The organism is Oleiphilus sp. HI0066 (genome assembly GCF_001635725.1).
In genome coordinates this window covers 1-577 of sequence record NZ_LWFH01000772.1, presented here as the reverse complement: position 1 = coordinate 577, position 577 = coordinate 1, and the positions used below count along the sequence as shown (strand labels likewise).

The window sequence follows — 577 nt, the reverse complement described above, 5'->3', positions numbered from 1 at the left end:
GTGCATGGCAGTGGGAGCCGGTCGACTTGAAAGATGAGCATCGCCCTGCTGCGATTGATGATCAAGCTGATCCAACCCGTGTTGTGATGACCGATGCCGATATGGCTATGAAAGTAGACCCAGAGTACCGCAAAATCTCAGAGCGTTTTTACAATGACCCTGAGTATTTTTCAGAAGTATTTGCGCGTGCTTGGTTCAAGTTAACGCACCGCGATATGGGGCCTAAAAGGCGTTACATTGGTCCTGAAGTTCCTGTGGAAGATTTGATTTGGCAAGACCCAACACCTGCAGGAAATAGCGATTTTGATGTAGCTGCTGTGAAAGTAAAAATTGCTGAAAGTGGTTTGAGTGTGTCAGACCTAGTTACCACCGCATGGGATAGTGCACGTACATTCCGCGGCTCTGACTTCCGAGGTGGTGCAAATGGTGCGCGTATTCGTCTTGAACCAATGGCTAGTTGGGCGGGTAACGAGCCAGAGCGCTTGCAACGTGTTCTTTCAGTGCTTGAACCAATAGCGCAGGCTGCCAATGCGAGTGTTGCTGACGTGATCGTACTTGCTGGTGGTGTGGGGGTTGA

1 protein-coding gene is annotated in these 577 nt (G+C 50.1%); it reads left to right on the top strand.

The window, feature by feature from the left end; translation table 11 throughout:
- Nucleotides 1–26 precede the first annotated feature (26 nt).
- On the top strand, nt 27–577 hold a 551-nt coding region (locus tag A3738_RS09255), incomplete at its 3' end, for a peroxidase family protein (RefSeq protein ID WP_369819791.1).